Here is a 26197-nt window from a genome sequence, read left to right on the forward strand (position 1 = left end):
TGCGGAGACCGTGGGCATGGCGGAGCCTTTCGAGACGGGACGGAGGATGCCGTATGTGTCTCGCGCGCCGCGACGGTGCGGGCGGCTGCGTGCCCCTTTTCCGAGCACCGGCGGATGCCTCCGCCGGACGGGCCGAGTCTACCGCGCGACCTCAGCCGCGGTCGATGCCGAACGTGTGCTCCATGAGCGCGCTGATGTCGCGGTCGAGGCTGCGGACGTCGCCGCGCAGTCCTTCGAGCTCGCCCTTCATCTCGATGCGCAGTCCGGCGATCCCGGTCCTGACGATCAGGGGGTGCGGCGTCGGCACGGTGTGCAGCCGGCGTCCGTGGAGAACCTCTCGCCCCACCGGGGTGTGGAGGAAGCGTGGAGCGAGAGCCGGATGTCGGAGGTCCCGGCCAGGATGGGTTCATGGACATCTCTCGCGCCCGCGCGCTGCGCTGGCGGTCGCACCGGATCGCCTCGCCCGCGCCGTCGGTCGGTGAGGCAGCCGCGCACATGCTCGCGGTGCAGGGCCAGGAGTTCTGGGGCGGCCGGTGGGCGCTCGCGGCTCGCACCAAGGGCGATCTGGCGCTCTCCGACGTGGACGCCGCCTTCGACCGCGGCGAGCTGGTGCGCTCGTGGACGATGCGGGGCACGATCCACGTCGTCCCCGCGGCGGATCTGGCGTGGGTGCTCTCGGTCACCGGCGAGCGGCAGCAGCGCTCCGCCGCCGCACGCCTGCGCCAGCTCGGGCTCGACGCGGACGACCTCCGCCGAGCGGAGTCCGTCGCGCGCGCGGCGTTGACGGGCGGCAATCGCCTGACCCGGGCTGAGCTGTTCGCCGTCCTGGGCGACGCGGGGATCGATCCGGTGGGCCAGCGCGGCGTGCACGTGCTGTACGACCTCTCGATGCGGATGCTGGTATGCCAGGGCCCGGTGGTGCCGCGCTCCGGCGGCCCGACGCGGGAGCAGTACGTCGTGCTGGCCGAGGAGTGGCTCCCGCACGCGCGCACTCCCGACGACCCGCTCGCCGAGCTGTTCGTCCGCTACATCGACGGTCATGGCCCGGCCGGCGCCGCCGACTTCGCCTGGTGGGCGGGTCTGCCGATCGGCATGGCGCGGACCGCCGCCGAGGCGGCGCGCGACCGGCTGACCGAGGTGGAGGACGGTGTGTTCGTCGCGCCCGCGATGCCGCACCGGCATCCCACCGCTCCCGACGTCGTCGCGCTGCCACCGTTCGAGGAGTCGTTCATCTCCTACGCCGACCGCACGATCGCCTGCGCGCCGGAGTTCCTTGCCTCGGTCGGCCCGGGCCTCAACGGCATCGTGCGGCCGGTGCTCGTCGCCCGCGGCGAGATCGTCGGCGTCTGGACGCACTCGCTCGCCCTGAAACGGCACACCGACGATCCCGTGCCGCAGTTGTTCGCCCGCGATGCTGCGACGGACGAGGAGATCGCGGCCGCACTCGACCGCTACCGCGCGTTCATCACGGCCTGAACCGGCTCGGCGGCTCGACCGCGGCTCGCCACCGGCATCCGCCGTCCCGCACCCTCACGCGTGCCGGTCGAGGAACGAGTACACCTCGCCGTCGTCCACGCCGGGGAACGCGCCGCGGGGGAGCGGCGAGAACATCTGCATGTGCACGCGCGCGCTCGGCCAGGCCTTGCCCTCCCAGCGCTGCGCGAGCTCGACCGGCGGCCGGCGGCAGCACGACTCGTCGGGGCACGACGACTGCGCGCGCTTGCTCGTCTGGCGCCCGCGGAACCATCGCGCGTCGTCGAACGGCACCCCGACGGTCACCGAGTACTCGCCCGCCGACGTCGACCCGGTCTGGCTCGAGCACCAGAACGTGCCGGCGGGCGTGTCGGTGTACTGGTGGTGCTCGGTCGTGCGGTTCTGTTCGGAGAACGCCGCGCGCGCGGCGAAGCGCCGGCACACGAACTGGCCCTCGACCGCGCCGGTCACGTCCATCGGCAGCGGCAGGCCGTCGTTCTCGTACACGCGGCCGATCGTGCCCGGCTCGTCGATGCGGAGGAAGTGCAGCCGGATGCCGAGATGCTCGGTGAGCAGGTTCGTCATGCGCATCGCGGCGGCCTCGTGCGTCACGCCGAACGCGTCGCGGAAGTCCTCGACGGCGAGGTCGCGGTCCTTCTTCGCCTGCTGCAGGAACGCGACCGCGGCGGTGGAGGGCATGAGGCAGCACGCCGCGTAGTAGTTGATCTCGAGCCGTTGCTGCAGGAAGTCGGCGTAGTCCGTGGGCGCCTGGTGGCCGAGCAGCCGGTGCGCCATCGCCTGCAGCGCCATCGACCGCAGGCCGTGCCCGCCCGGGATCGAGGCCGGCGGCAGGTACACGCGGCCGTTCTCGAGGTCGGTGACCGAGCGCGTCGAGTGCGGCAGATCGTTGACGTAGAGCAGCTCGAAGCCGAGCTGCTCGGCCATGACGCTCACGGTGCGGTGCGTGAGCGCGCCGGAGACGTGCCCCGCGGCCTTGAGCTGCTTCTCGGCGAGCCTCTCGATCTCGGGCAGGTGGTTGTTGCGCTCGCGCATGCGCAGGCGCAGCTCGGTGTTGGCGCGACGCGCCTCCTCGGGCGTCGCGATCGCCTCGCGCTCGCGACGCTGCAGCTCGCGGTGGAGTCCCAGGACCGACTCCAGCGTCTCGTCGGTCATCGCCTTGGCGACTCGCACCGGCGGGATGCCGAGCTGCCGGAAGACCGGGCTCGCCTGCGCGCGCTCGAGCTCGAGCTCGAGAGCGGCACGGCGGTTGGGCGGCTCGGGGGAGAGGAGCGCGGCGACGTCGGTGCCGGTCGCCGTCGCGATCGCCTGCAGCAGCGACAGCTTCGGCTCGCGCTTGCCGTTCTCGATGAGGCTCAGCTGGCTGCCGGCGACGCCCACGAGTGCGCCGAGGGCGTCGAGCGTGTAGCCGTGCGAGATCCGCTGGTGGCGGATGCGGTGGCCGAGCGTCGACAGCTCCAGCGAGGAGGGGGTCATTCCTTCACGATAGCGAAAGAAGTGAAGTTCTTTACACAGTTGAGCCGGGCAAACAGCGCGTGCGCTGGTCAGAATGGAGAAGAACGATGATCTCGTGACATTCCGAAGGGAACCCCGACATGGCTCTTGCCGACATCCTGACCCCGCTCACGCCTCGCCGCCCCGCCGCGCCCGTCGTGCGCGCGTTCGGCCAGCGACCGCAGGTGAGCGGCACCGGCATGACGGGCCTCGTCGAGTGGGTCGCCGAGATCGCCGCGCTCACGCGGCCCGACCGGGTGCACTGGGTCGACGGCTCCGCCGCCGAGAACGACATGCTCCTGCGCGGCCTCGTCGCGGAGGGCAAGCTCATCAAGCTCAACCCCGAGTGGCGGCCCGGGTCGTACCTCGCGCGCTCGCACCCGAGCGACGTCGCCCGCACCGAGGCCCGCACGTTCATCGCGTCGGAGCGCGAGGAGGATGCCGGGCCGACCAACAACTGGGTCGCTCCCGACGACATCCGCGCCACGATCACGCCGCTGTTCGACGGCTCGATGCGCGGTCGCACGATGTACGTCGTGCCGTTCTCGATGGGGGCCGTCGGCGGACCGCTCTCGCACATCGGCGTGCAGATCACCGACAGCGCGTACGCGGTCGTGTCGATGGGCATCATGACCCGCGTCGGCACGGCCGTGATCGAGCAGATCGCCGCCGGCAGGCCCTGGGTCAAGACGGTGCACTCGGTGGGCGCACCCCTCGCCCCCGGCGACCAGGATGTCGCGTGGCCGTGCAACGACGAGAAGTACATCGTGCACTTCCCGGAGTCGCTCGAGGTGTGGTCGTTCGGCTCGGGCTACGGCGGCAACGCGATCCTCGCGAAGAAGTGCTTCGCGCTGCGCATCGCCTCGGTCCTCGGCCGCGACGAGGGCTGGCTCGCCGAGCACATGCTGCTCATCCGCGTCATCGACCCGCGTGGCAAGGCCTACCACCTCGCCGCGGCGTTCCCGTCGGCGTGCGGCAAGACGAACCTCGCGATGCTCCGTCCGACCCTGCCGGGCTGGCGCGTCGAGACGCTCGGCGACGACATCGCGTGGCTGCGCCCGGGACCCGACGGTCGGCTGTGGGCGATCAACCCCGAGGCCGGCTTCTTCGGGGTCGCGCCCGGCACCGGCGAGTCGACGAACGTCACGGCGGTCGAGACGCTGTGGGGCAACACGATCTTCACGAACGTCGCCCTCCGCCCGGACGGCGACGTGTGGTGGGAGGGGCTCACCGACGAGGCACCCGCCGAGCTGACCGACTGGGAGGGAAGGCCGTGGACGCCGGCATCCGGTCGCCCCGCCGCCCACCCGAACTCACGCTTCACGGTGAGCGCGGCGCAGTGCCCGCAGATGGCGCCGGACTGGGATGCCGCCGAGGGCGTGCCGCTCGACGCGATCCTCTTCGGCGGACGACGTGCGACGAACGTGCCGCTCGTGGTCGAGGCGACCGACTGGACGCACGGCGTGTTCCTCGGGTCGAACATCTCGTCGGAGCGCACCGCCGCCGCCGAGGGCACCGTCGGGGAGCTGCGTCGCGACCCGTTCGCGATGCTGCCGTTCTGCGGCTACAACATGGCCGACTACTTCGCGCACTGGCTCGAGGTCGGGCAGTCGCTGCGGTTCGACCGCGCGCCGCGGATCTTCCAGGTCAACTGGTTCCGCAAGGGTGTCGACGGCCGCTTCCTGTGGCCGGGGTTCGGCGAGAACTCGCGCGTGATCGAGTGGATCTGCCGCCGGCTCGACGGTGACGTGGGCGCCGTGGACAGCCCGATCGGGCGCCTGCCCGAGACCGCGGACCTCACGCTCGACGGTCTCGACGTCTCGCAGGGCGACCTCGACGAGCTGTTCGCGGTCGACCCCGACTCGTGGCGGCACGAGGCCGACCTCACCGAGGAGTTCTACGCCCGGTTCGGCGACCGTCTGCCCGCGGCGCTGCGCACCGAGCTCGCCGCGCTCCGCTACCGCCTCGACCGCACCTCCTGACCCGCGCACGGTCCGCGCGTCCCGCCCTCGCTCCCGACCCTCCTGACCGCGAGAGTGCAACTGTGCACCGAGAGTGCATGCTCAGCACGCATTCTCGGTGCACCAGTGCATTCTCGCGGTCATGGGCGGCGGGCGGCGGGCGCAGGGCGCGGGGTCGGGACCGGGGCGCGCGTCAGACGAGGAGCTGGTGGCGCGCGAGGTCGCGGTAGAGCGGCACGGATGCCACGAGCTCGGAGTGCGTGCCCTGGCCGGCGACCCGGCCGCGGTCGAGCACGACGATGAGGTCGCTGTCGACCACCGTCGAGAGGCGGTGCGCGATCACCACGAGCGTGCGGCCGTCGGCGACGGCATCGATCGCCTCGCGCATGCGCTGCTCGTTGAGCCCGTCGAGCGACGAGGTCGACTCGTCGAGCAGCAGGATCGGGGGAGCGGCCAGCAGCGCCCGCGCGATCGCGAGCCGCTGGCGCTCGCCGCCGGAGAGCATGACGCCCGCCTCGCCCACCGGGGCCTGGAGCCCCAGCGGGCTGCGTTCGAGCACCTCGCCGAGGTTCACGGCGCGCAGCACCCGCTCGCAGTCGGCGTCGGACGCCTCGGGCGAGGCCAGTCGCAGGTTGTCGGCGATCGTGCCGGCCAGGGTCGGTGCGTCCTGCTCGACGTAGCCGAGCCGGGCGCGGAGCGCGGAGCGGTCGAGCGTGCGCACGTCCTCGCCGTCGACCAGCACGGCGCCGCCGACCGGGTCGTAGAAGCGCTCGATGAGGGCCAGCGTCGTGGACTTGCCCGCGCCGGACGGCCCGACGAGCGCGACGCGCGATCCGCGCGGGACCCGGAACGACACGCCCCGCAGCACCTCGCCCTCGTCGTCGGGCAGGTCGATCGCGGTCGTGTCGACGTGCGCTTCGGCGAGCATCGCGACGGCTTCGGTCTCGGTCTTCCGCCGCGCCGCGACGACGACCTCGGGGTATGAGAAGCGCACGTCGCGGAACTCGATCGCAACGGCGTCGGTCACCGCGGTCGCCGACTCCGCGCCGTGTGCTGCCGCGGCGCCGCCCGTCTCCGGCGCCGTCGTCGCGGCGGCACGGACGGCCCCGGCGGTCGCGGCATCCGCCTGCGTCTCGGTCGGGAGGTCGAGCACCTCCTGCACGCGCCCGAGCGCGCCGAGCGCCTGGTTCACTGAGGTGATCGCGCCGAAGAACGACCCGAGCGGCTGCACGAGGAAGAACAGGAACATCACGAACGTCACGAGGCTCGCGATCGAGATGGCGCCGGATGCCACGCGGAACCCGCCCACGCCCAGCACGACCAGCAGCGAGAGCTGCAGCGCGATGCCCGCGACCGGCACGACGAGAGCGGACGCCTTGGCCACGCGCACGCCGGCGTCGTAGGCGGCACGGGCGTCGCCGGTGATGGCCTGCTGCTCGCGCTCGGCCGCCCCCGCCGCGCGGATCGTCCGGATGGACCCGACGGCGCGCTCGACGCCGGCGGCGAGCGCGCCGACCCTCTCCTGCTGCACGGCGGTGGCTTGGCGGATGCGTCCGCTGAGCACGCCCACGACCGCGACCGATCCGCCGATCACGGCGAGGATCAGCACGAGGAGCAGCGGGTCGATGAGGACCATCGCGATCACCGCGCCGACGAAGATCAGGACGTTGCCGATCGAGTCGGCGAGACCCTGGGTGAGCACGGCGTAGAGGAGCGTGGTGTCGGTGCCGACGCGCGAGACGAGGTCGCCGGTGCGGCGCGCGTCGTACTCCTGCACGGGCAGGTGCAGGAGCTGTGCGATGAGCCGGCGGCGGCTCGAGAACACGACCGCGGTGCCGGTGCGCTGGAGCAGGTAGTGCTGGCATCCGCCGATCAGCGACGAGGCGACGACGAGGGCCACGAGCACCCACACGAGACCGCCGAGGGTGTCGCCCTGCTGCACCCGTTCGATCACCTGGCCGACGACGAGCGGCTGGGCGAGCGTCGCGGCCGCCGCGAGGATGCTCAGCACCGTCACGAGCACGAGGACGCGCTTGTGCTCGAAGAGGTAGGGCAGCAGCTGCCGCAGGCTCGCGCGGGGACCGTCGTCCTTGCGCGAGCGGCGCGCTCCGCGGGCGGGTCTGACGACGGACATGGCGGTACCTCGTTCGTTCGCTCGGGGGGTCACTGTCGACCGTACTTCTTGTGCGCCGCCTGGCGGGTCACGCCGAGCGCGCCGGCGATCGCCTGCCACGAATAGCCGAGATTGCGGGCGCGGCGCACCTGGACCTCCTCGGCCCGGGCGAGCTCGCGCCGCACGTCGGCGAGACGGTGCAGCTCGGCGAGCGGCTCGCGTTCTCCCGCGGCCCCGACGAGGGTGCGGATGCCGTCGCCGCTCATGCGATCCCCTTCCGGATGCCGGAGGCCCGGCATCCACCGTCAACCATAGTTGACACTTCAAGGAGCGTCAACTTGAATTGACGCCTGCCTCGTCGCAACTCATGAGCTCCGCAAGTTGTCCACAGATCGAGCATTCGCACATGTGAACCGCATGCGACACTGGGATCATGAGCCGCATGATCCAGGTTCGAAACGTCCCCGACGACGTCCATGCCCGGCTCAAGGAGCGGGCTGCGGCCGAGCACCTGTCGCTGTCGGACTACCTCAATCGCGAGCTCGCCCAGCTCGTCCGGTACCGCAGCAACGCCGAGATCGTCGCCGCGTTCCGCGCGCGCGGGCTCCGGCTGAGCCGGGAGCAGATCCTCGACGCCGTGCACGAGGAGCACGAGCTCCGCGACGCACAGCTCGACCGGCTCGGCGACTCGGGTCCGTCTCGAGGCGAGCCGCTCCCCGGCGAGGGTCCGCGGTGACCGCGGTCGTGCTCGACGCCTCCGTCGTGATCGACGCGTTCCTCGGAGAGGGTCCCCGGCAGGACTGGGCGGCCTGGCACTCGCACGCCGGCCTGGACGTCGAGGTCCTGTCGGTGCTCCGCAGGAAGGTGCTGCGCGGCGAGCTGCCCGCCCACGGCGCCCGGGAGGTCCTCGACTCCTTCCGCGAGCTCGACATCGAGCGGCATCCGATCTCCCGGCTGCTCCCTCGGGCTTGGGCGATGCGGCACGACATCTCGGCCTACGACGCCGTGTACGTCGCGCTCGCCGAGTCGCTCGGCGTACCGCTGGTCACGCTCGACCCTCGGCTCGCCGCGACGGCGAGCCGCTACTGCGACGTCCTGGTGCCGTGAGGGTGACGTCGCGCCGGCACACGCGTGCGCTCAGCGCCAGATGACGGCGATGCCCGCGTTCAGAAGGGTCAGGATGCCGACGAGCCAGAACACCGCGGAGGGGACCGCGCCCTCGCGGCGCTGCCGTGCCGAGCCGATGCCGAGGAGCGCGCCGATCGCGAGCAGCACGACGAGCTTGACGCCGATCTTGGGGTAGTTCAGCGCGCCCTCGACCCCCCACGGTGCGGCGAGGGCGAGGCCGGCGACCGCGGCGATCGTCATCCCGATGCTCATGAGGCGCGTCACCCGGCGGCGTCCGCCGAAGGCCTCGACCGCCCAGGCGCCGAAGAGGACGGCGAATCCGACGAGGTGGACGAGGACGACGACATGGCGCAGGATCTCCATGCCATCAGTCTAGCTGAAGGTGAGCGACGCGATCGCCGAGCCGGCATCCGCTCGCCGTTGCGGACGGCATCCACCGGATGATCAGGTCTTTCGGATGAACCGCCCAGAGTCGGTCGATAGCGTGGGCGGGTCCACCGGTGAGGAAGACGCGGGATCCGCCCGAACGGAGACCGCCCTCGTGCACCGCGCGCCGCCCCCGCGGCCCGGAGGGCGCCGGGTTCTCGCCGAGCGTGAGGGTCCGGAGCACAGCCTGTGCCGGCTGCCCGCTCCCCGAGCGGCTCCCTGTCGCGCCCCGCGCGGCGCTCTGGCCGATGCAGGGAAAGTCCGACCAACCGGAGTCCCGTGTCCTTCTCCCGCTCTTCCCTCGTCCGCCCTGCCATCGTCGCGCTCGCGCTCGCCGTCCCCCTCGTCGCGGCGGGCGCCGCGGCGGCCCCCGACGCGATCGCCCCGCACCCGGCCGGCTCCGGCGTCGTCTCGTCGGCCGCCTCGGAGGCGGCCGGCTTCGGCCCGTCGCTCACCGTCAAGGCTCCCATGGTCATCGCCGTGCAGGAGTCCGGCGCCGACGGCATCGGCGGGGTCGTCGTGCGTGCGTCCTTCGACGAGCGCGCGAAGTCGGCCATCAAGGATGCCCGTCGCACCGAGAGCAGCGTGAAGGGCAAGGTCTCCGACTCCTCGCTCACGACCGCGATCTCGCGGCTCTCCGACTTCGAGGACATGCCCCTGCAGAAGGTCGACGAGCTGACCCGTGCGCTCGAGCGCACGACCGTGCGCGCCGCCCAGCAGGCCGTCGGGCACGACGTCGACGCCGCCGTCCAGGGCGTCATCGGCTCGGCGCAGACGATCGGCGCCCAGGCGCTGGCCACCGCGGCCGCCCAGGCGCAGGCCATCGCCGAGGCGCAGGCCGCCGCGGCCCGCGCCCAGATGCTCGCCCAGGTGAACACCCCCGACGGCTCGCGCGCCTACGCGCGCGACCTGGCCGCGTCGCAGTACGGCTGGGGCGACGGCGAGTTCCAGTGCCTCGACTCGCTGTGGATGAAGGAGTCGGGCTGGAACTACCTCGCCTACAACGACGGCAGCGGCGCCACCGGCATCCCGCAGTCCCTTCCCGGCAGCAAGATGGCCACGTTCGGCGACGACTGGCAGACCAACGCGGCGACCCAGATCGCGTGGGGCCTGGACTACATCGCCAAGGTGTACGGATCGCCGTGCTCGGCGTGGGGCCACTCGCAGGCCACCAACTGGTACTGATCCGGCACGCGCGCGAGACGGGCGGCGGGGCGCGGGAGCGTTCCGCCGCCCGTCTCGTGTTCGCGCCTGCGATCGGGGCGTCGCGACGGTGGCAGCGCCCATGATTAAACGCTTGACCAAACCAGATCTCGAGCGTATGATCAGTGATCAAACGCTTAATCATCCGAAGGTGGTCACGTGCGCGCTCCGGTGTTCTTCCCGCCGTCGGAGGCCTGGGTCGGCGGTGCGATCCCGTGGCAGGAGGACGGAGAGTTCCATCTCTTCTACCTGCACGAGGCACGCGTCCACGCCCGGCCGGACGCCCGCTGGCATCTCGTGACCACCGCCGACCTCCTGCACTTCTCCGATCGCGGCGTCGCACTCGCCGACGGCGGGCTCGACGACGTCGAGGTCGACGCCTGCACCGGCAGCGTCGTGCGCGCGGACGACGGCGTGCACCACCTCTTCTACGCGAGCCAGAGCCCGAGGCGGCCGGGCGCCGACGGGCGCCCGCTGCAGCAGATCTCACACGCCACGAGCAGCGACGGCATGCGGAGCTGGCGGCGTCATCCCGAGCTCGCCTTCGGCGCGATCGACGGCTACGAGCCGGCGCACTGGCGGGATCCGTTCGTGTTCCGCGACGACACGGCCGGCGTGTGGCGCATGCTGATCGCGGCCCGCCACCTCGACGGACCCGAGCGGCGCCGCGGTGTCATCGCGCAGTTCGTCTCGCGCGACCTCACGACGTGGAAGCCGACCGAGCCGTTCTGGGATCCGCGTCGCTACCCCGCGTACGAGTGCCCCGAGGTCTTCCGGTGGGGCGACTGGTGGTACCTCGTCTACTCCGAGCTCTCGGAGTCGTTCGCGACCAGGTACCGGATGGCGCGGACCCTGCAGGGCCCGTGGCTCATCCCCGACCGCGACACGATCGACGGCCGCGCCTACTATTCGGCGAGATCGGCCGAACGCGACGGCCGGCGCCTCTTCTTCGGCTGGATCGCGAGCCGGGAGTTCTCCGACGACGACGGCACCTGGCAGCGGGGCGGCACGATGTCCGTGCTCGAGGCGCGGCAGGAGGCCGGCGGCACGCTCGCCTTCGCCCTGCCCGACGAGCTCGTCGCCGGCTTCGGCGTCGAGGAGCCCGTGGCGCTGCAGGATGCCGTGACCGGACTCGCCGTGCCGGCATCGGCGGTCGGATTCGCGCTGGACGCACCGGAGGGCTATGGCGCCCTCGTGACCGAGGAGGCGCTGCCCGAGCAGTTCTACGCGACGGTGCGGCTCTCGCTCGACGTGGGCACGACCGAGTGCGGCCTGCTGCTGCGCACCAGCGCGAGCGGCGACGTCGGCTACATCGTGCGCATCGAGCCGCGCCGCAACCGGATGGTCTTCGACCGCTGGACGCGCGCCGGCGCCGCCGCCGCCACGCGCGGACGGCTCCCCGGCGACGTGCCGTTCGCGCTCGAGCTCGAGCGCCCGTGCGACCTGAGCTCCGGCGAGCACGTGCTCGAGATCGTCGTCGACGGCGACCTGTGCGTCGTCAACCTCGACCGCAGTGTGATCCTCAGCACCCGGATCTACGACCACGGCGAGGGACGCCTGGGCCTGTTCGTCGGCGAGGGCGGAGTGACCTTCTCCGAGCTCGCCATCCGCACGCGCGCAGAGGCGTGACCCGCCGCGCGCCCGCGATGATCTACGGTCGTGGGAAGGGCGACGAAGGGAGGGCGTCGATGGCGAACGAGCCCGACCGACGCGACCGCTCCGCGCACCCGGTGACGATGCGCGACGTCGCACGCGTGGCGGGCGTCTCGGTCGCGACCGTCTCGCACGTCGTCAACGACAAGGCGGGCGCGCGCATCGGCGCCGCGGCGCGCGAGCGCGTGCGCCAGGCGATCGACGAGCTCGGGTACCGGCCGAACATGCTCGCGAAGAACCTCGTCCGCGGGCGGTCGCGGTTCATCGGCCTGGTCGCCGACGCCATCGCGACGACCCCGTTCGCCGGCCAGATCATCCAGGGCGCCCAGAAGGAGGCGTGGAAGCACGGCTTCGTGCTGCTCGTCGCCAACACCGAGGGCGACCGCGAGGCCGAGGACGAGGCGATCGCGATGATGCTCGAGCATCAGGTGCGCGGCATCCTCTATTCGACCTGGTACCACCGCGCGGTCGACACCCCCGCGGCGCTCGGCGAGACGACGGCGGTGCTGGTCGACTGCTACTCGCCCGACGGTCAGTTCCCCGCCATCGTCCCGGACGAGGTCGGGGGCGGGCGCACGGCCACCGAGCTGCTGCTCGCGGCCGGGCACCGGCGCATCGCGTTCGTGAACGCCGCGGAGCCCTCGCCCGCGCAGGAGGGCCGGCTGCGGGGCTACCGCGAGGCGCTCGCGGACGCCGGCATCGCGTTCGACGACGAGCTCGTCCTCGCGGTCCACGACGAGCAGGACGGCGGGTACGAGGCGGGCCGGACCGTGCTGCAGCGCGGTGCGACCGCGGTGTTCTGCTACAACGACCGCATCGCCATGGGCCTCTACGACCGTCTGCGCGAGCAGGGGGTGTCGATCCCCGGCGAGCTGGCCGTCGTGGGGTTCGACAACCAGGAGATCATCGCCGCGCACCTGCGCCCGCCGCTCAGCACCGTCGCACTGCCGCACTACGAGCTCGGCGCGGCGGGCGTCCGCGTGCTGCTCGGGCTCGAGGAGGTGCCGGACGGCGAGCCCCTGCTGGTGGCCTGCCCTCCGGTGTCGCGGCAGTCGGTCTGAGCCGCCGTCCGTCCCCGTCCGACCGTCGGCTCCCGCCTCGGCACACGAGCGGTCGTGCCACCGGCTCACCGGGCGCGTGCGGTCGCGCCGGTGCGTGCGAGCGACGGGATGCGCCAGGTGAGTCGCGGTCCCACCGGTCGACTGGGCGCCCGCGGTCGAGGACGTGCCGACTGACGACAGAATGCGCCGGGTGGATGGGGGCCTGCGCCCGTGCGCGTCCCGTCCGGTGCGTCAGCCGCGCAGGTCGCGCAGCACGAGCGCCGTCCGCACGGCGGCCGAAGCGGCCTCGGCGCCCTTGTCCTCCTTCGACCCCGGGAGCCCTGCCCGGTCGAGGCCCTGCTGCTCGTCGTCGAGGGTGAGCACGCCGAACCCGACCGGCTTGCCGGTGTCGAGCGCGACGCGCGTGAGCCCGTCGGTCGCGGCCGACGACACGTACTCGAAGTGCGGCGTGCCGCCCCGGATGATGACGCCCAGGGCCACGACGGCATCCGCCCCCGCCTCCAGCGCCGTCTTGCACGCGACCGGCAGCTCGAACGAGCCGGGCACGCGCACGAGCCGCCAGCGGGCGCCGGATGCCGTCAGCACGCGCTCCGCGCCGGCGATGAGCCCGTCGGTGATGACGTCGTGCCAGGTGCCGGCGACGATCACGACCTCGAGGCCCGTCGCCTCGAGCGCCTGCTCCTCCGGTGCGCCGTGTCCGCTCATCGGCTGGTCCCCTCGGTGTCGGCGAGCGCGCTGTCGAGGGCGCCCGCGTCGATGATGTGCCCCATGCGATCGCGCTTGGTCGCGAGGTACTGGTGGTTGTTCGGGCCGACGCCGACCAGCAGCGGCACCTGCTCGACGACGTTCAGGCCCAGCTCGGTCAGCTGGCTCACCTTGTTCGTGTTGTTCGTGAGCAGGCGGATGCGGTCGACGCCGAGGTCGGCGAGGATGCCGGCCGCCGCGGCGTAGTCGCGCGAGTCGGCCGGCAGGCCCAGGGCGAGGTTGGCGTCGACGGTGTCGAGTCCGCGCTCCTGCAGGCTGTACGCGCGCAGCTTGTTGATGAGGCCGATGCCGCGACCCTCGTGGCCGCGCATGTAGATCACGACGCCGCCGTCGCGCTCGATCGCGTCGAGCGCGGCGTCGAGCTGTGGGCCGCACTCGCACTTGAGCGAGCCGAACGCCTCGCCGGTCAGGCACTCGGAGTGCACGCGCACGAGCGGCACGCACTCGCTGAGGTCGCCCGCCACGACCGCGATGTGGTCGGTGCCGGTGATGCGGTCCTTGTAGGCGAGGAAACGGAACGTGCCGTGCGAGGTCGGCACCTGAGCCTCCGCACGCAGGCTGACCCGCCGCCGGTGCGGGTTGTGGGCCTGCACGGGCGCCTGCTCGACGCCGTCGAGGTGCGCGATCAGCTGCTCGATCGTGATGACGGGGACGCCTTCGCGCTCGCCCATCTCGAGCAGTCCCGGCATCCGCATCATGCTGCCGTCCTCGGCGACGACCTCGCCGATCGCGCCCACGGGCTCGAGGCCGGCGAGCCGCATGAGCTCCACGGCCGCCTCGGTGTGGCCGGCGCGCTCGCGCACGCCGCCGTCGACGGCGCGCAGCGGGAGGATGTGCCCGGGGCGGATGACGGATGCCGGCGTCGACGACGGGTCGGCCAGCACGTTGAGGGTGTGTGCCCGGTCGGCGGCGCTGATGCCGGTCGACACGCGGTCGGCCGCGTCGACGCTCACCGTGTAGGCGGTGCCGCGCGAGTCCTCGTTCACGGCGACCATGGGTGGCAGGTCGAGCCGGTCGGCCCAGTCGGCGGGCATGGGCGCGCACAGGAAGCCGCTCGACCAGCGGATCGTCCACGCCAGCCATTCCGGGGTGGCGAGCTCGGCGGACAGGATGATGTCGCCCTCGTTCTCGCGGTTCTCGTCGTCCGCGACGATCACCGGACGTCCGGCGCGCAGCGCGTCGAGCGCCTCGGGGATGGTGCCCAGGCTCATCGTGGGTCTCCTTCGGTGGTGAGGTCGGGGGTCGCCGCGGCGGCGGCCGCGGAGAAGCCGAACAGGCGCTGCACGTGCCGCGCGAGGATGTCGGTCTCGAGGTTCACGCGGTCGCCGGCGGTGCGCGCGCCGAGGGTCGTGACCTCGAGCGTCTCGGGGATGAGCGACACCTCGAACCAGTGGTCGGCCGCCGCGGGCTCGCTGGCCGCGCTGACCGTCAGCGAGACGCCGTCGACGGCGACCGAGCCCTTGTCGACCACGAGCGGGGCGAGCGCGGCGGGAAGTCCGATCCGCAGCACGCGCCACTGCGCCCCGGGGCGCACCTCGAGCACCTCGCCGGTGCCGTCGACGTGCCCCTGCACGATGTGCCCGCCCAGGCGTCCGTGCGCCGCCATCGCCCTCTCCAGGTTGACCGGGGTGCCCGGACCGAAGGAGCCCAGGGTCGACATGTCGAGGGTCTGCCGCATGACGTCGGCGGTGAACCAGTCGTCGCCCTGGTCGACGACGGTGAGGCACACGCCGCTGACGGCGATCGAGTCGCCGTGCGCGGCGTCCGACACCGCGAGCGGGGCCCGCACGGTGAGCCGCACGCCGTCGCCCGACGGCGCGACCGCGGTCACGGCGCCCTGTTCCTCGATGATCCCGGTGAACATCAGCGGGTCTCCTCCTCTGTGGTCTCGGTCTTCGGCCGCGCGACGATCAGCAGGTCGTCGCCGATGCGGTCGACGGATGCCACGTCCAGCCGTCGCTGCGCGGCGATCGTCTCGACGCCGACGTCGCCGACCGCGAGGCGCGGGCCTCCGATGAGCGTGGGGGCGATGTAGGCGAGCACCTCGTCGGCGAGCCCGTCGCGCAGGAACGCGCTCGCGAGCGTCGGGCCGCCCTCCACGAACACGCGCTGGACGCCGAGGTCGCGCAGCGTCCCCAGCAGCTCGGACAGGTCGGTGCCGTCGTGTCGCAGCAGGGGTCGCGGATGCCGGCGCACGGCGGCGTCCTCCGGGACGCTCCGCCGGCCGACCACGACGGGCAGCGGCTGGGCGGCGTACAGCGAGCCGTCGGGGCGCCGCGCCGTGAGGGCGGGGTCGTCGGCCAGCAGGGTGCCGATGCCCGCGACGACGGCATCCGCGTCGCTGCGCCGACGGTGCACGTCGGCGCGGGCGGCGGGTCCGGTGATCCACTGGCTCGTGCCGTCGGCCGCGGCGGCGCGGCCGTCGAGGCTCTGCGCCCACTTGACGGTGACGTGGGGGCGGCCGAGTCGCTGCACGGTGAGCCACGAGTCCAGGAGCGCCGCGCCTTCGTCGGCGAGGATGCCGGCCTCGACCTCGACGCCCGCGGCGCGGAGCCGTTCGGCCCCGCCGGACGAGACCGCGTTCGGGTCGTCGACCGCGTAGACGACGCGTGCGATGCCCGCCTCCAGGAGCGCGTCGACACAGGGTCCGGTGCGGCCGCGGTGATTGCACGGCTCGAGCGTGACGACCGCGGTGGCGCCGTGCGCCTCACCCGGCGCGAGGTGCGACAGCGCGTCGACCTCGGCGTGCGCCGTGCCCGCGCCGCGGTGCCAGCCCTCGGCGAGCACGTCGCCGGCGGGGGAGAGGACGACCGCGCCCACCTGCGGGTTCACGCCGCGCGGCCCGCGCGGGGCGAGTGCGAGCGCGCGCCGCATGGCGTCGTGTTCGCGGTCCGTCGCCGTCATCCTGTTCCTCGGTGTCAGGCTCCGGGGATCGCGGCTGGGGCAGCGCGCATCGCGCTGCCTCGTGCTGCCTCCCATCCGGACTCGCGAGGGTCTCGTCGAGAGACCCGTCGCATCACCGTCGGTCCCGGAGTTCCACCGGGTCAGCCCGTCCGGCCGGATGGCCGAGGGGCTCGCGGACTGTCACCGCCGGTTCGGATTCTCACCGACCCCGGAGCACGTTCGATGCTCTGAGTGTAGTCAACGTCGCGCCCGTCGGATCATTCCCGCGAATGGACCTCGCGCGGCGCCGCCGCCCGGCGGCCGGGGCAGCGGACTCACAGGCTCTTCATCCGACGGTCATCGGAAGACCGGCCCTCGTGTCACCGGCGGATGACATCATGGAGCCAGAGCGGTCATGGGGGAACTGATGGACACGGAACCGACACGATTCGACGCGCTGGCAGAGCGGCCGTACGCCGACGTGCTCATCGTGGGCGGCGGCATCAACGGGCTCGCGACGTTCCGCGATCTGGCGCTGCAGGGCGTGGACGTGGCCCTCGTCGAGCGCGGCGACTTCGTCAGCGGCGCGTCGTCGGCGTCGTCGCACATGATCCACGGCGGCATCCGCTATCTCGAGAACGGCGAGTTCCGCCTCGTGAAAGAGGCCGTCCAGGAGCGCAACCGGCTGCTGCGTCTCGCCCCGCACTACGTCCGGCCGCTGCGGACGACGATCCCGATCTTCTCGACCTTCTCCGGCATCCTGAGCGCGCCGCTGCGGTTCCTGCGCCACGGCGCGGGCAGGCCGCGCGAGCGCGGCGCGCTCCTGATCCGCCTCGGCCTCGTGCTCTACGACTCGTTCTCGCGCGCGGGCGGATCGGTTCCGCGCCACCGCTTCCACGGCCGGCGCCGCTCGCTGGCCGAGCTCCCCGCCCTCAACCCCGAGCTGTCCTACACGGCGACGTACTGGGACGCCTCGCTCCACGACCCCGAGCGTCTCGCGGTCGACGTGCTGCGCGACGGCGAGGCCGCCGGGGCGGGCCATGCCCGTGCGGCGAACTACGTCGCGGCGGTGGATGCCGCGGGCTCGCGCGTCGTGCTCCGCGACGCCGTCACCGGACGCGAGGTCGCGTTCGCGGCATCCGTCGTCGTCAACGCCACGGGCCCGTGGACCGACGAGACCAACGCCGACCTCGGCGAGCGGACGCGGCTCATGGGCGGTACGAAGGGCTCGCACATCGTGCTCGACCACCCGGAGCTGCTGGCCGCCACCGGCGGACGCGAGCTGTTCTTCGAGAACGCGGACGGCCGCATCGTGCTGATCTACCCGCTCGAGGGGCGTGTGCTCGTGGGCACCACCGACCTCGAGCACACGATGGGCGACCCGATCGTGTGCACCGAGGAGGAGGTCGACTACTTCCTCGACCTCATCCATCAGGTGCTGCCGGCGATCCCGGTCGACCGCTCGCACATCGTGTACCGGTTCGCGGGCGTGCGACCCCTGCCCGGCCACGGGCACGTGACGCCCGGCTTCGTCTCGCGCGACTACCGCATCGAGGAGCGTCCGCTCGGGGGTCCCGACGCCACCGTCCTGAGCCTCGTCGGCGGCAAGTGGACCACGTTCCGGGCCTCGGCCGAGAGCGTCGCGGACCGCGCCCTGGCCGTGCTCGCGCGGCCGCGCCTGCGCTCCACGAAGGACGTGCCGATCGGCGGCGGCAAGGGATACCCGGTGACCCCTCGCGATCGCGCCCGCTGGATCGCCGACCATGCCAGGCGGCTGTCCGCCGCTCGCGTCGCCGAGCTGCTCGACCGCTACGGCACCGTCGCCGCAGACGTGATCGCCGCGATCGAGGCCGACCCCGCCGACGCCGCGCTGGCCGCCGCACCCGCGTACAGCACGGCGGAGCTGCGCCATCTCGCGCGCACCGAGCACGTCGTGCACCTCGACGACCTCCTCATGCGCCGCACCTCGCTCGCGTTCGTCGGCGCCGTCACCGACGCGGCGGCCGCCGCGATCGCTGCGGCGATCGCGCCGGCGATGGGGTGGGATGCCGCGACCGCCGCCGCCGAGGCGTCCCGGGCGGTCGCCCGCGTGCACGCGGCCGACCCGACGTGGAACGGCGGGGCGACGGGCCGCGCGAAGGAGGCGGATCGGGCGGCGACGGATCCGATCGGGCGGTGACCGGGCTCGGCGACCGCGCGACGCGCGGTGCGACCGGGCAGTATTGACGCAGCAGCATCGACCAGGGCGCGAGGGCGCGCCGCGGGAGAGGAGACGGCGATGGCCGACCACGTGATCGCGATCGACCAGGGCACGACGTCGACACGGGCGATCGTCTTCGATGCGGATGCGCGCATCGTGGCCGTCGCGCAGCGGGAGCACCAGCAGATCCTGCCCCGCGCCGGCTGGGTCGAGCACGACCCGGTCGAGATCTGGACCAACACCGAGTGGGTGCTCGCCCGGGCGCTCGGGCAGAGCGGCCTCGCGGCAGCCGACATCGCCGCGATCGGCGTCACCAACCAGCGCGAGACCGTCATGCTGTGGGACCGCCGCACGGGGCGGCCGGTGCACAACGCGATCGTGTGGCAGGACACCCGCACGCAGCCGCGCATCGACGCGCTCATCGCCGAGCGCGGCGTCGGCGCGTTCGCCGACGCGACCGGTCTGCCGCTCGCCGCCTACTTCTCGGCCTCGAAGCTCGCGTGGCTGCTCGACCGCGTGCCGGGCGCGCGCGCCGCGGCCGAGGCCGGCGACCTGATGTTCGGCACGCCCGACACGTGGGTGCTGTGGAATCTCACCGGCGGCAGCGACGGCGGCATCCACGTCACCGACGTCACGAACGCCAGCCGCACGCTCCTCATGGACCTGCGGACGCTCGACTGGTCGGACGACCTCCTCGCCGTGTGGGGGATCCCGCGCGCCGTGCTGCCCGAGATCCGGTCGTCGTCGGAGGTCGTCGGCGCCGTGCGGGGACCGGTCGTGCTGCGCGGCGTGCCGATCGCCGGCATCCTCGGCGACCAGCAGGCGGCCACGTTCGGCCAGGCGGCGTTCGACGCGGGGGAGTCGAAGAACACCTACGGCACCGGCAACTTCCTGCTCGTCGGCACCGGGACCGAGATCGTCCGATCGGATGCCGGTCTCATCACGACCGTCGCCTACCGCATCGGCGACGGGCCCGCCCACTACGCGCTGGAGGGCTCGATCGCGGTCACCGGATCGCTCGTGCAATGGCTGCGCGACAACCTCGGGATCATCGAGCGCTCCGAAGACGTCGAGACGCTCGCCGCGACCGTCGACGACAACGGCGGCGCCTACTTCGTGCCGGCGTTCTCGGGCCTGTTCGCGCCGTACTGGCGTCCGGACGCGCGCGGCGCCCTCGTCGGCCTCACGCGCTTCGTGACCAAGGCGCACATCGCGCGGGCGGCGCTCGAGGCGACCGCGTTCCAGACGCGCGACGTGCTCGACGCCGTCGTCGCCGACACCGGGCGCGGGTCGGACGAGCTGCGCGTCGACGGCGGCATGACCCGCAACGACGCGCTCATGCAGTTCCAGGCCGACATCCTCGGCATCACGGTCGTGCGCCCGCAGGTCGTGGAGACGACGGCGCTCGGCGCCGCCTACGCGGCCGGGCTCGCGACCGGCGTGTGGCGCGGGCTCGACGACCTGCGCGCGCACTGGCAGGAGGAGCGTCGGTTCGAGCCGCTCATGCCCCGCGACGAGGCCGACCGTCGCTACCGGCTGTGGCGCAAGGCGGTGTCGAAGTCGCTCGACTGGGTCGACGACGACGCGCGCATCATGGCCGGCACGACCGGTCCGTGAGGCCGCTTCCGCCCTCGAGGCGAAACAGCCGGCAGGTCGTGCCGTAGTACGCGTCGGTGAGGCCGGCGTCGGCCATCCCGATGCGCCGGGCGACGGCCTGTGAGGCGTGATTGTCCGGGTGCGTGACGGCGAGCACGCGGGGAAGACCCGACTCGAACGCGTGGGCGAGCACGCGCGCCGCCGCCTCGGTCGCGATGCCGCGGTGCATCGCGGTGGGGTGGAGGTGCCACCCGATCTCGGTCTCGCCCGATGGCGGGAGCGGCTCCTCGTCCGCCGAGGCCGGCAGCGACTTCAGCAGCAGGTTGCCGAAGCGGGCGCCGGTCTTCCGGTCGGCGATGAGCCAGGCGCCGCGGACGCCATCGTCGAACGACGCGTACCGGGCCACCGCGGCGCGCGCCTCGGCCCGGTCGGCCATGACGCGCGGCGTGCGACCGATGTACCGCTGCACCTCCGCGCGCGAGTAGACGTCGAGCACGAAGTCGACGTCGGCGTCCGTGAACGGTCGCAGCAGCAGGCGTTCCGTCGTCAGCTCGATCACGGGCGCGAGCCTATCCGACCGTCGCGAGCCCGGCCGACCGTCGCGGCACAATCGCGATGGCGCCACTTCTCTGCGATGGCGCCACATATTCGTAGGGGCCGAAGCAGGGAACTGGCGCCGACCTCGGGCTCCTTCCGGTTGGCGACACCTTTCTGCGTTTCTGCACTGCGGTCGCCGGCCGGTGCCGGGCACGGCCGGCTACTTGAGCAGACGCGAGAGCCGCCGGTCGGCGAGGATCTTGCCGCCGGTCTGGCAGGTCGGGCAGTACTCCAGGCTGTTGTCGGCGAAGAACACCGACCGCACGGTGTCGCCGCACACGGGGCAGGCCTCGCCGCGGCGGCCGTGCACGCGCATGCCGCGGCGCTTGGCGTCCTTGAGATCGGCGGGCGGCTTTCCGGATGCCGTGGCCACGGCATCCGTCAACAGCTCGATCATCGCGTCGTAGAGCCGGTCGACGTCCGCGTCGCCGAGGCTCGTGGCGAGCGCGTACGGCGACATCCTCGCGGCGTGGAGGATCTCGTCGGAGTAGGCGTTGCCGATGCCGGCGATGATCGACTGGTCGCGCAGGACCCCCTTGATCTGCGTGCGCCTGCCGTCGAGCAGCCCGGCGAGCGTGTCGCGGTCGAAGGCGGGGTCGAGCGGATCCGGGCCGAGGCGCGCGACGCCGGGGACGTCGCGCGGGTCGCGCACGACGTAGACGGCGAGGGACTTCTTCGTGCCGGCCTCGGTGAGGTCGAAGCCGGAGCCGTCGTCGAGCCCTACGCGCAGGGCGATGGGCGTCCGGCCCGGGCGGATGACGGTGGACGGCAGCTGGTCGTACCAGCGCAGCCAACCGGCCTTGGCGAGATGGAAGACGAGGTGCGGCCCGGTCGTGGCGAGGTCGACGAACTTTCCGTGGCGCGCGGCGCCCGTGACGACCGCGCCCTTCAGGGCGTCGACCGGCGGATCGTAGGTCTTGAGCGCAGCGATGTTCGCGACCGTGACCTTCGTGATCGCGAGCCCCGCGAGCCGCTCGCCGAGGAAGTCGACGAGCCCCTGCACCTCCGGCATCTCGGGCATGCGCCCATCCTCGCACGCAGCTCCGACGATGCCCAGGTGTTGCACGGCCGCGAGCCGCTGGCCCTCGGGCTAGGTTCGCCGCGCCCGCTGGTCATAACTCAGGCAAGACGGCGGCTCGGCCCGGCCGAGCAGTCTCTGACGGCTGTTCTGCCTGAGTTGTGCGCGCTGCCGCGATGGTTCCGGGAGATGCCGGGTGTCCGTTACCTCTTGCGAGACCTCAAACCGAAGAGTCCTCCTCCACAAGCGGCCAATCCCAGCAGCTCTGCACATTCTCGGGAACGAGCCTCTTGGCGGCTTCGGATGGGTCCACCCTGGGAGGATGCTGCGATCGCGGGTCGAAAAGGGAACGGTCCTGACCCGTGCCGATCTGCTCTCCGCGGGCATGCGTCCGAGGCAGATCACGGCCGCGGTGGGGAACGGGAGCCTTCAGCGACTCCGCCGCGACAGGTACCTCGCGGAACCGCTCGACGGCGTCGGCCAGGCCGTTCGGGTGGGAGGTCGACTCGCCTGCGTGTCGATGCTGGCGCCGCTCGGGGTCTTCGTCCTCGACAGCTCACGGCTGCATGTCCATGTCGAACGTTCGATGTCCCGGTTGCGCTCGCCCCACGATCGTCTGCGTGGACTGGACCAGAACTCTCGGCGGGAACTGGACCTGCACTGGTGGCCGTTGCGAGGAGACGACGCCACACTCGGCCACGTCGGACTCCTCGATGCCGTGTGCCAGGCGATCAGGTGCCAGCCCCCGCGCGCCGCGGTCGCGACCATCGACAGCATCCTTCATCTCGGTCTGATGACACGAGCGGAGATCCGCGACCTCTTCGGATGCCTGCCCAAGCAATACCGCATCATCCTCTCTCTGACAGACGGAATCGCCGAGTCCGGCCCGGAGACGTTCATGCGCCTGATCCTCCGGCAACTCGGGCTGCGCTATCGGACGCAGGTGACGATTCCGGGCGTGGGCCGAGTGGACTTCCTCGTCGAGGGATGGCTGATCATCGAGTGCGACAGCAGGGCGCACCATGAAGGCTGGGAGAAGCAGCGTCAGGACCGACGCCGTGACCTGGCTGCCGCCGCGCTCGGCTACGCGACGCTCAGGCCGCTCGCCGAGCACCTCATGTACGACCCCGCTGTGGTCATCTCAGCCGTGCGCGGAATCGCTCGCACCCGCCGCCGCGCGGCGTAGGCGCAGCGGGCAGGCCGGTCACGGTTCGCGGCACTATCGCGCGCATAACTCAGGCAGATCAAGCCCGCCTGACCTGTGAGGCCTCGTTTGGCCTCGAACTGCCTGAGTTATGCGCAGGGTGCGAGCCGGATGAGGTAGCCGCCTGGACGCTAGACGCGGCGGAGGAGGCCGACCTTGTCGTAGACGTCGGCGAGGGTCGCGTTCGCGACCTCCTCGGCGCGCCCCGCGTTGACCGCGAGCACGCGGTCGAGCTCGCCGGGATCGGCCAGCAGCGCGAGCGCGCGCTCGCGTACCGGGCCGAACTCGTTCACGACGACCTCGGCGAGGCCCTTCTTGAAGTCTCCGTAGCCGCGTCCGGCGTACTCGTCCTCGATCGACGGGATCTGACGCCCGGTCAGCGCGGCGTAGATCACCAGCAGGTTCGACACGCCCGGCTTGGCCTGCCGGTCGTAGCGCACCGAGCCCTCCGAGTCGGTGACGGCCCGCATGATCTTCTTCGCGGTGACCGCCGGGTCGTCCAGCAGCCACAGCACGCCGGCGTCCGACTCGGCCGACTTCGACATCTTGGCGGTCGGGTTCTGCAGGTCGAAGATGCGCGCGGTGTCCTGCTGGATGACCGGCATCGGCACCGTGAACGCCCGCCCGTACCGCGAGTTGAACCGCTCCGCGAGGTCGCGCGTGAGCTCGACGTGCTGCTTCTGGTCGTCGCCGACCGGCACGATGTCGGTCTGGTAGAGCAGGATGTCGGCCGCCATGAGCATCGGGTAGGTGAAGAGCCCGACGTTGGTGGCGTCGGACCCGTACCGCTGCGACTTGTCCTTGAACTGCGTCATGCGGCCGGCCTCGCCGAAGCCGGTGATGGTCGACAGGATCCACGCCAGCTCGGCGTGGGCGGGCACGTGCGACTGCACGTACAGCGTCGCGCGCGACGGCTCGATGCCGGCCGCGATGTACTGGGCGGCGGTGCGCCGCGTCTTCTCGCGCAGCTCGGCCGGGTCGTTCGGCTGGGTGAGCGCATGCAGGTCGACGACCGAGAAGAACGCCTGGTACGACTGCTGCAGCTCGCGCCACTGCATGAGCGCCCCGATGTAGTTGCCGATCTGGAGGGAGTCGGCGGAGGGCTGCATTCCGGAGTAGAGGCGCGGTTTGGTCACCCGACAATCCTAGGGCTGGCGGATGCCGGGGCTTCCGACGGCGGCGAGGCCCGCGCCGCGGGCTCAGGCCCCGATGCGGTAGTCGGCCACGACCGGAGCGTGGTCGCTCCAGCGGGTGTCCCACGACGGCGCGCGCAGCACGTGGTAGCCGGAGACGCGCTCGGCGAGCTCGGGGGTCGCGAGGTGGTAGTCGATGCGCCAGCCGGTGTCGTTGTCGAAGGCGCGTCCGCGCATCGACCACCACGTGTACGGCCCGTCGATGTCGCCGTGGAAGCGGCGCCCGACGTCGACCCAGCCGAGGCCGGTGCCCGACGAGCCGTCGACCCCTGCGACGACCGCGCCGTCGGGGCCGAGGAAGCGGTCGAAGTACGCGCGCTCGCGCGGCAGGAACCCGGACTTCTTGCGGTTCGCCCGCCAGTTGCGGATGTCGAGCTCGCGATGCCCGACGTTCAGGTCGCCCATCACGAGCGCGAGCGGCGCCTCGGCGCGGAGCACCGGCAGCCGTGCCTCCATCGCGTCGAGGAACGCCCACTTCGGGTCCTGGCGGGGTGTGTCGGCCTCGCCGGTGTGCACGTAGGCGCTCACGACGGTGACGCTCTCGCCGTCGACGTCGAAGTCGGCCTCGATCCACCGCCCGGCCGAGTCGAGGCCCTCGGCCCCCAGCACCGTGCGGGTGCGGACGGGGGCGCGGCGGCTCGCGACGGCGACGCCCGCGCGGCCCTTCTGCAGCGCCTCGTCGCCGACGAGCTCCCAGCCGGGGAGCGCGGCGGCCAGCTCGTCGGCGGAGGCGCGCACCTCCTGCAGGGCGACGATGTCGGGCTGGGCCGCCTCGATCCAGTCGAGCATGCCCTTGCGGACGGCGGCACGGATGCCGTTGACATTGACGGTCGCGATTCGTACGGGCACGACCGTCAGCTTAGGCCAGCGCTCCGACACCGCACCGCCGTCGCGACCGGTCGTGACGCGAGGACCACCGGCTTCGCGGGATCGAGCCGCTGAGCGGCACCGGACCCCGCTGCGGCGTCGTGGCATCCGCCCTCAAGGCCGCCTCAGCCGCCTCAGCCGCCCCCGCCGGGGCGGGCACGGCGGGCGGGCGGAGGCTCCTCCGACCCCGACGCCTCGACCTCGAACAGCGCGTCGAGCGCGTCGCGCACCGCGCGGTCGGCGCCCGCCGCACGCCACCAGGGCGTCCTGCGCCGCACCTCGCGCGCCGCGCGGAGGCGGGCCCGCGCCTGCTGCACGCGCACGCCGTGCTCGACGGCGCGCCGCTCGGCCTCACTCGGCGGCAGCAGCGGGATGTCGCCGTCGCGGGCGAACACCGCGATCCACGACGCCGCGAAGAGGAGGATGACGCCGACCAGCTGGAACCACAGCAGCAGACCCACGAAGATCGCGAAGGTCGCGAGCAACGGGTTGCGCGGCACCGAGGTCAGCAGGTAGCCGGTCGCCACCTGCAGCAGCGTGATGCCGGCCGCACCGAGGAGCGCTCCCGGCCTGATCGCGCGCCAGGCGAGGGCCGTGCGGGTGAGGAAGCGCAGGAGCCCCGCGAGCGTGACGGCGTACACGGTGAACGAGATGGTCACCGAGGCCAACCAGATGCCGAAGCCGTACAGGGCGGAGTGGGTGCCCCAGCCCAGCGCGGTGAGGATCAGTCCGGCGGCGCCCGTGCCGGCGGTGCCGATCACGAAGCCCGCGATCAGCGCGAGCGCGAGCGCGCACGCGGCCACGAGGTCGCGGGCCTTGACGACCACGATGTTCTGGCGGTCGGGCGGCAGGCCGAACACGTTGCGCACCGCGCGACGCGAGAACGAGACGAAGCCGATGGCCGTCCAGATCGACACGACGATCGCGACGGAGCCCGTGACGGCGAGGACGCCGCGCGACTCGCGGGCGATGTCCCAGACCTGGCTGCGCGTGAACAGCCCGCCCTCGCCGATGAGGCCGTGGACGTAGCTGTTGATGCCGTCGATCAGCGCGTTCACCGCGGCGGGGCTCGCGCCGAGCCAGATGCCGGCGGCGGCGAACGCCACGTAGATGCCGGCGAACACCGCGAACAGCGCCTGATAGCTGACGCCCGCGGCGAGCAGGAACCCGCTGTGGTCGAGGAAGTGCCGCCACACCCGCACCGGGAACCACTCGAGAGTGCGCTGCGCGACGGTGCTCGCACGGGCGATCGGACCGGTGAGCCGTTCGCGGATCGCCGGCCCTGAACCACCGATCGACGCCTCGTCGCGATTGCCGGACACGAGAGTCAGACTATCGATCCCG

General features: G+C 72.5%; 24 protein-coding genes. 10 read left to right on the forward strand and 14 right to left on the reverse strand.

Annotation, left to right across the window (positions count from 1 at the left end; genetic code table 11):
- Nucleotides 1-151 precede the first annotated feature (151 nt).
- Nucleotides 152-307: a hypothetical protein gene (locus WML84_RS00005; protein ID WP_347344098.1), complete on the reverse strand. Its 156-nt coding sequence runs from the start codon at nucleotides 305-307 to the stop codon at nucleotides 152-154.
- 101 nt (nucleotides 308-408) lie between these two features.
- Here WML84_RS00005 and WML84_RS00010 point away from each other — a divergent pair, with 101 nt between their 5' ends.
- Nucleotides 409-1476 (forward strand): winged helix DNA-binding domain-containing protein, encoded by a 1068-nt coding sequence (locus WML84_RS00010; RefSeq protein ID WP_347344099.1) that lies wholly within the window; start codon nucleotides 409-411, stop codon nucleotides 1474-1476.
- Nucleotides 1477-1530: 54 nt separating this feature from the next.
- Here WML84_RS00010 and WML84_RS00015 read toward each other — a convergent pair whose 3' ends face one another.
- Nucleotides 1531-2967 (reverse strand): helix-turn-helix domain-containing protein, encoded by a 1437-nt coding sequence (locus WML84_RS00015; protein ID WP_347344100.1) that lies wholly within the window; start codon nucleotides 2965-2967, stop codon nucleotides 1531-1533.
- Between the two features lie 119 nt (nucleotides 2968-3086).
- Here WML84_RS00015 and WML84_RS00020 point away from each other — a divergent pair, with 119 nt between their 5' ends.
- Nucleotides 3087-4967: a phosphoenolpyruvate carboxykinase (GTP) gene (locus tag WML84_RS00020; protein ID WP_347344101.1), complete on the forward strand. Its 1881-nt coding sequence runs from the start codon at nucleotides 3087-3089 to the stop codon at nucleotides 4965-4967.
- A gap of 172 nt (nucleotides 4968-5139) precedes the next feature.
- Here WML84_RS00020 and WML84_RS00025 read toward each other — a convergent pair whose 3' ends face one another.
- Both WML84_RS00025 and WML84_RS00030 read right to left on the reverse strand, forming a co-directional pair.
- Nucleotides 5140-7080 (reverse strand): ABC transporter ATP-binding protein, encoded by a 1941-nt coding sequence (locus WML84_RS00025; protein ID WP_347344102.1) that lies wholly within the window; start codon nucleotides 7078-7080, stop codon nucleotides 5140-5142.
- Nucleotides 7081-7109: 29 nt separating this feature from the next.
- The gene (locus tag WML84_RS00030; protein ID WP_347344103.1) at nucleotides 7110-7325 is read right to left on the reverse strand and encodes an AsnC family protein; all 216 of its coding nucleotides are present in this window, start codon (nucleotides 7323-7325) and stop codon (nucleotides 7110-7112) included.
- Between the two features lie 167 nt (nucleotides 7326-7492).
- Between WML84_RS00030 and WML84_RS00035 the strand changes: the two genes are divergently transcribed.
- Complete coding sequence (locus WML84_RS00035) at nucleotides 7493-7795, forward strand: hypothetical protein (protein WP_347344104.1); 303 nt, start codon at nucleotides 7493-7495, stop codon at nucleotides 7793-7795.
- A complete protein-coding gene (locus WML84_RS00040) occupies nucleotides 7792-8166 on the forward strand; it encodes a type II toxin-antitoxin system VapC family toxin (RefSeq protein ID WP_347344105.1) in 375 nt (124 codons plus the stop codon). The genes WML84_RS00035 and WML84_RS00040 overlap by 4 nt, the downstream gene beginning before the upstream one ends.
- Nucleotides 8167-8196: 30 nt before the next feature.
- Here the strand turns inward: WML84_RS00040 and WML84_RS00045 are convergent, their stop codons facing one another.
- A complete protein-coding gene (locus WML84_RS00045; RefSeq protein WP_347344106.1) occupies nucleotides 8197-8550 on the reverse strand; it encodes a Fe-S protein in 354 nt (117 codons plus the stop codon).
- A gap of 342 nt (nucleotides 8551-8892) precedes the next feature.
- Here WML84_RS00045 and WML84_RS00050 point away from each other — a divergent pair, with 342 nt between their 5' ends.
- The 3 genes from WML84_RS00050 (at nucleotide 8893) to WML84_RS00060 (ending at nucleotide 12530) form a co-directional block, all read left to right on the forward strand.
- Entirely contained in the window at nucleotides 8893-9798 is a 906-nt protein-coding gene (locus WML84_RS00050; RefSeq protein ID WP_347344107.1) for a phospholipase, read from the forward strand.
- Between the two features lie 177 nt (nucleotides 9799-9975).
- On the forward strand, nucleotides 9976-11445 hold the full coding sequence (locus tag WML84_RS00055) for a glycoside hydrolase (RefSeq protein ID WP_347344108.1): 1470 nt from the start codon (nucleotides 9976-9978) through the stop codon (nucleotides 11443-11445).
- A 59-nt stretch (nucleotides 11446-11504) separates the two neighbouring features.
- Nucleotides 11505-12530, forward strand: a complete 1026-nt coding sequence (locus WML84_RS00060) for a LacI family DNA-binding transcriptional regulator (RefSeq protein WP_347344109.1) — start codon at nucleotides 11505-11507, stop codon at nucleotides 12528-12530.
- 231 nt (nucleotides 12531-12761) lie between these two features.
- On the opposite strand, the gene ribH is transcribed toward WML84_RS00060, so the two are convergent.
- The 4 genes from ribH to ribD are packed head-to-tail and all read right to left on the reverse strand — an operon-like array spanning nucleotide 12762 to nucleotide 16199.
- A complete protein-coding gene (ribH, locus tag WML84_RS00065; RefSeq protein ID WP_347344110.1) occupies nucleotides 12762-13235 on the reverse strand; it encodes a 6,7-dimethyl-8-ribityllumazine synthase in 474 nt (157 codons plus the stop codon).
- A complete protein-coding gene (gene ribA, locus WML84_RS00070; protein ID WP_347344111.1) occupies nucleotides 13232-14506 on the reverse strand; it encodes a GTP cyclohydrolase II in 1275 nt (424 codons plus the stop codon). The genes ribH and ribA overlap by 4 nt, the downstream gene beginning before the upstream one ends.
- A complete protein-coding gene (locus tag WML84_RS00075; RefSeq protein WP_347344112.1) occupies nucleotides 14503-15159 on the reverse strand; it encodes a riboflavin synthase in 657 nt (218 codons plus the stop codon). The genes ribA and WML84_RS00075 overlap by 4 nt, the downstream gene beginning before the upstream one ends.
- On the reverse strand, nucleotides 15159-16199 hold the full coding sequence (gene ribD, locus WML84_RS00080) for a bifunctional diaminohydroxyphosphoribosylaminopyrimidine deaminase/5-amino-6-(5-phosphoribosylamino)uracil reductase RibD (protein WP_347344113.1): 1041 nt from the start codon (nucleotides 16197-16199) through the stop codon (nucleotides 15159-15161). Before ribD ends, WML84_RS00075 begins: the two co-directional genes overlap by 1 nt.
- Before the next feature lie 406 nt (nucleotides 16200-16605).
- Between ribD and WML84_RS00085 the strand changes: the two genes are divergently transcribed.
- Together WML84_RS00085 and glpK are read left to right on the forward strand one after the other, a co-directional pair.
- Nucleotides 16606-18357 carry a glycerol-3-phosphate dehydrogenase/oxidase gene (locus WML84_RS00085; RefSeq protein ID WP_347344114.1) on the forward strand — a complete coding sequence of 584 codons (1752 nt, stop codon included), beginning with the start codon at nucleotides 16606-16608 and terminating at the stop codon, nucleotides 18355-18357.
- A 99-nt stretch (nucleotides 18358-18456) separates the two neighbouring features.
- Nucleotides 18457-19995: a glycerol kinase GlpK gene (gene glpK, locus WML84_RS00090; protein WP_347344115.1), complete on the forward strand. Its 1539-nt coding sequence runs from the start codon at nucleotides 18457-18459 to the stop codon at nucleotides 19993-19995.
- Here glpK and WML84_RS00095 read toward each other — a convergent pair.
- Both WML84_RS00095 and WML84_RS00100 read right to left on the reverse strand, forming a co-directional pair.
- On the reverse strand, nucleotides 19970-20533 hold the full coding sequence (locus tag WML84_RS00095; RefSeq protein WP_347344116.1) for a GNAT family N-acetyltransferase: 564 nt from the start codon (nucleotides 20531-20533) through the stop codon (nucleotides 19970-19972). The two genes, glpK and WML84_RS00095, sit on opposite strands and share 26 nt — an antisense overlap.
- A 198-nt stretch (nucleotides 20534-20731) precedes the next feature.
- Nucleotides 20732-21592, reverse strand: coding sequence for a DNA-formamidopyrimidine glycosylase family protein (locus tag WML84_RS00100; protein ID WP_347344117.1), 861 nt, complete (start codon nucleotides 21590-21592; stop codon nucleotides 20732-20734).
- A 319-nt stretch (nucleotides 21593-21911) separates the two neighbouring features.
- Here WML84_RS00100 and WML84_RS00105 point away from each other — a divergent pair, with 319 nt between their 5' ends.
- Complete coding sequence (locus WML84_RS00105; RefSeq protein ID WP_347344118.1) at nucleotides 21912-22775, forward strand: DUF559 domain-containing protein; 864 nt, start codon at nucleotides 21912-21914, stop codon at nucleotides 22773-22775.
- A 149-nt stretch (nucleotides 22776-22924) separates the two neighbouring features.
- Here the strand turns inward: WML84_RS00105 and trpS are convergent, their stop codons facing one another.
- The 3 genes from trpS to WML84_RS00120 all read right to left on the reverse strand — a co-directional run bounded on the left by trpS (nucleotide 22925) and on the right by WML84_RS00120 (nucleotide 26175).
- Entirely contained in the window at nucleotides 22925-23929 is a 1005-nt protein-coding gene (trpS, locus tag WML84_RS00110) for a tryptophan--tRNA ligase (RefSeq protein ID WP_347344119.1), read from the reverse strand.
- A 63-nt stretch (nucleotides 23930-23992) separates the two neighbouring features.
- Nucleotides 23993-24835, reverse strand: coding sequence for an exodeoxyribonuclease III (locus WML84_RS00115; RefSeq protein ID WP_347344120.1), 843 nt, complete (start codon nucleotides 24833-24835; stop codon nucleotides 23993-23995).
- Between the two features lie 152 nt (nucleotides 24836-24987).
- The gene (locus WML84_RS00120) at nucleotides 24988-26175 is read right to left on the reverse strand and encodes a YihY/virulence factor BrkB family protein (protein ID WP_347344121.1); all 1188 of its coding nucleotides are present in this window, start codon (nucleotides 26173-26175) and stop codon (nucleotides 24988-24990) included.
- Between the last annotated feature and the right edge of the window lie 22 nt (nucleotides 26176-26197).

The sequence above is a fragment of the Microbacterium sp. genome, assembly GCF_039812165.1.
Classification (GTDB): domain Bacteria; phylum Actinomycetota; class Actinomycetes; order Actinomycetales; family Microbacteriaceae; genus Microbacterium.